At 60.0% G+C, this 3,767-nt stretch carries 1 pseudogene; it reads left to right on the forward strand.

Annotated features, from left to right (window positions below):
- Window positions 1-3,767, forward strand: a pseudogene (locus ACTTKG_RS09710) (hypothetical protein); the annotation flags it as partial.

The following is a 3,767-nucleotide window of genomic DNA, read 5'->3' on the forward strand; positions in this document are numbered from 1 at the left end:
GGCGGCTCGCTCAGAGCGCAGGGCACGCCGAAGATCTCTATCCGCAACCATGCGCCCTTGCATCTGCTCGCGGGCGACGCCGTCATCAGTCAGTCGGGCGGCAAGGTCTACTATAACGGGCAGGATATTTCCCGGAAAGTGGGAAGCGGCGAAAAGGTCAGCGGAGTCGAAGGCATCGAGAACATTCATGCGGCTGCGGCGGCAGGAAAAACCGGCGTCATCGACATCCGTTCGACCCACGAAGGGATGGCCGGCGTCAAGCCGCTCATCGACCTGCAGGGGCGTGTGTCGGCGGGCGACGGCGACGTGCGCATCAAGAACGAGCATGGCAGCGTCCATGTGGAAAGCACGGCGGAAATCAGCGGCAGAAATGTCGAAATCACTGCCGCAGAAGGAGCCGTGGTGCAGAACAATCCCACAGGCGTCATCAATGTGGGCAGCGATCCCATCGCCCGCTACATGATCGACAAAGCTACAGCGGACAAAATCCAAAAGGCTCTGGACACTTACATGAAGAAGCATGGCAACAAGGTTCGGAAGGAATTCGCGAGCTATGACGACTACCGCCTCTGGGTGAAGTACAGTCTCGGCATCGACCTCCCCGCAGCGGCGACGAACGAGAAGGCGGGCATCCACGCGGGGCAGGCAGTCTACATCAACGCCCATGAAGTGAACCTCAATGGGCTTGTGCAGAGCGGCTACAACTCCTATACGGCGACGCTCGATTCTTCGGATCGGGCAAAAGTAGAGGCGATGGACAGCGCGTGGCAGCAGCATCCGCAGGCGCTGGACGATGCTTCGGTGCGCGGCAATGAACGCTACCTTGTGCGCGAGGGCGGCGCCGTCTACGATACGACGGCAAAAGCGTGGAAATATCAAGTGGCTGTCTATTACAACCCTTCGACACGTCAGCTCTTGCTCGACTCGGTGAAGACGGACGGCGGACAGGTCTACATTTCCGGCAGGATGGGGAACACGGGCGGTGGACGCATCCTCGCGGCGGACGGCACGGCAAAGATCAGCGCGGACGTCACGGCTGTGGATCGCGCACTCGCGCTTTCTTCCATTGAGAACAAGAACCGCGCCGGCTTCGTGCGCATCACGGACACGCTGCAGGGAAAAGTCTTCGAGTATATGAACGGGAAATCGCGCACATACGCCATCGGCAACCCGGGAAGCGTACAAGAGGCGCAAGGAAGCACATTCCAGTTCAACCCGAAAGCCGGTCTCGCCTATCGCTGGACGGGCGGCGTCGCAACGGACAGGGCGACGACGAAATCCTATAAAGACGAAAGATATGTCGGCTTCATCCACTTCAAGTCGGCGCCGGAGATCCGAAACGAGGTGGAGGCAGATAAGATCCAAACGGTCGAAAGTTCCGAGCATAGGGGGGAAACCCTTGGGACGAGCAGCTTCTTTGCCGAGTCTGATCAGAACAAACAATATCGAATCAACGGTGCATGGCAGCAGCTCAGCAAGACGGACGGGAAGCTGACGCAGACGAAGGAGGAGCACGGTCTTTTCGGTCTGTTTCATAGCACTTACACCTACACATGGACGGAATACGAGGGCTCTTCCTCTACGAGCACCTACAGTCTCAAGGCGGACAATCCCGTCTCCGTCGGCTTTTTGACTGCGCCTGCCGGAGAGGCTGGCGTGGACATCAAAGCCAAGGGTGATATCATGGTCGGCGGCGACGTCAAGGCGGCGGATAACACCTTTGTCAAACTGAGTTCCGAGGGCGGCAGCGTCCGGGGCGGCGGAGTTCTCAGAACCGACGATCTCACGGTACGGGCGGAAAAGGACATCGACTTGCAGCACGCCGCACTGGAACCGGGAAATCGTGCGAACGTGTTCCTCGCGAGTCACAAAGGCTCCATAGATCTGTCATCCATGCAGGGCGATCTGGCGCTCAGGGCGCTGACAGGAGATGCAACCCGCCTGGGAAACCATGCGGTCATCCGCGCGCGCGGCAGCCTGACGAACGCAGTGACGAACGGCGACAGTGTGCGGGCGCAGCGCATCGAGCTTTCGAGCGAGACGGGCGCAATCGGTACGGACGGCGACGCGCTGCGCGTCCGTGCGGGAACGGACGCGCAGGGCGGCGAACCGTCGTCTGCCAGCCTCTCGGCGTCGGCGCGCGGCAATATCCATTTGGCGCAGGCTGACGGCGACATGCGCGTCAATCATATCGTGAGCAGCGAAGGCAATGTCACATTGGATGCGCAAGGGCATGACATCATCGCGGCGGATAGGCGCGAGCCTGCAGCAAATACGGCGGGGAGAAAAGCTGTCTGGGAGAAAGCGGGGCTTATTTCCTCTGACGACAGCGCGGCAGGAAATACTGAGGCTGCCAAGCTCGCGCGTGAAAAGCGGCAAAACGCGGCGCAGATAAGACTCAACCAGCTCGCAAAGAAGGACAGCACGAAACTTTCAGCATACCAAAGCGCGGCGCAGGCTTACAACAGCGACGCTGCCATGCAGAAAGTGCGCGGCGATTACATCAAAGCGCTGAAAGCCGCCGTCACGGAAGAGGAGAGAAAGGCGGCGCGGGAAGCGTTCCAAAGCGCACGCCAAACGTATTTCAGCGGCAAGGGCTACACGACGGAGGAAGGAAGCGCCATCGCGAATTACGCGGAAATCACGCGTACGGACAACACATACGGGTGGTCGAAGAACCAGCTTCTCTACGCTATGGAAGATCGAATCGTCAACAGCCGTCCGGGCGAAGTGAACCTTCAAAAAACGGCGAACGTCAGCGGCCGCAGCATCGTGCTGAACGCGAAAAATATCGGTGCGACCGGGGAAAAGACCATTTCGAAGGCAGATCTCACGCGCCCGGAAAGCCTCAAGGCGCTCTCTGAAGCGCGAGCGGGCGACATCACGAAGAACTATGACGCATCCGGCGCTCTCGTCAGCCTGACCGTGCGGCAAAAGACGCCGCTCACGGTGCAGACGGCAGCGAACGGCGGCGTCTCGGCAAACAGCACGGGACACGTCTATCTGGCAAGCACCGAGGGCGAGACGCTGCGCATCAAAGGCGGCATCAACGCGGGGGCGAACGAAGTCAAGCTGCTGGCAGGAAACGGCATCACGGCAGAAGGACGCATCACGGCGAAAGACTTGACGCTTTACGGCGGCAAAGGCGACATCGGCAGGAAAGGGGCGGAAATAGAAACAGATCTCAGCGGAACCCTTCGGGCGAACACGGAAGCGTCCGTCTATCTGAAGCAGACGGGAACGCAGGCTCTCACGCTCGGGGCAATCGCGGCAGGCAAGGATATCAACCTTCATGCAGCGGGCGCGATCCGCATGGAAGCGCCGCTGGGAACAGCTCCGTCCTATCTCAACGCTGGAAACCGCATTCGCCTTGCGGCAGGCGGCAGCATCGGCGCAAACGGCGCGGCTGTCCGAATCTTGAGCAACGGCGCACCGGTCGATGCTGAAGCGGCGTCGGAAATCTCGCTCAAAGGAGAAAAGAACGGCGATCTCGTGCTGGGGACGATTCGGACGAGAGATGCGAACGGCACGGTGAACGTGACGCACGAGGGCGGCACGATAAAGCTCGGCAAAGGCGGCGATGCACCATCCTTTGCGGACGTTCGTGCGGACAAGATAAATCTCCGAGCCAAGAACGCCGACCTCACAGACGGCAGATTGGAAGGAAAGACCGTCGTCGTCGAGGCAGCGGATACAATCACGCAGCAGAACACGGAGAAATCCGCCGTTCACGCATCCGAGAACGCGACCTTTACCGTCGGTACGAC

It is taken from the genome of Selenomonas sp. (genome assembly GCF_052169755.1).
Lineage (GTDB): Bacteria > Bacillota > Negativicutes > Selenomonadales > Selenomonadaceae > Selenomonas.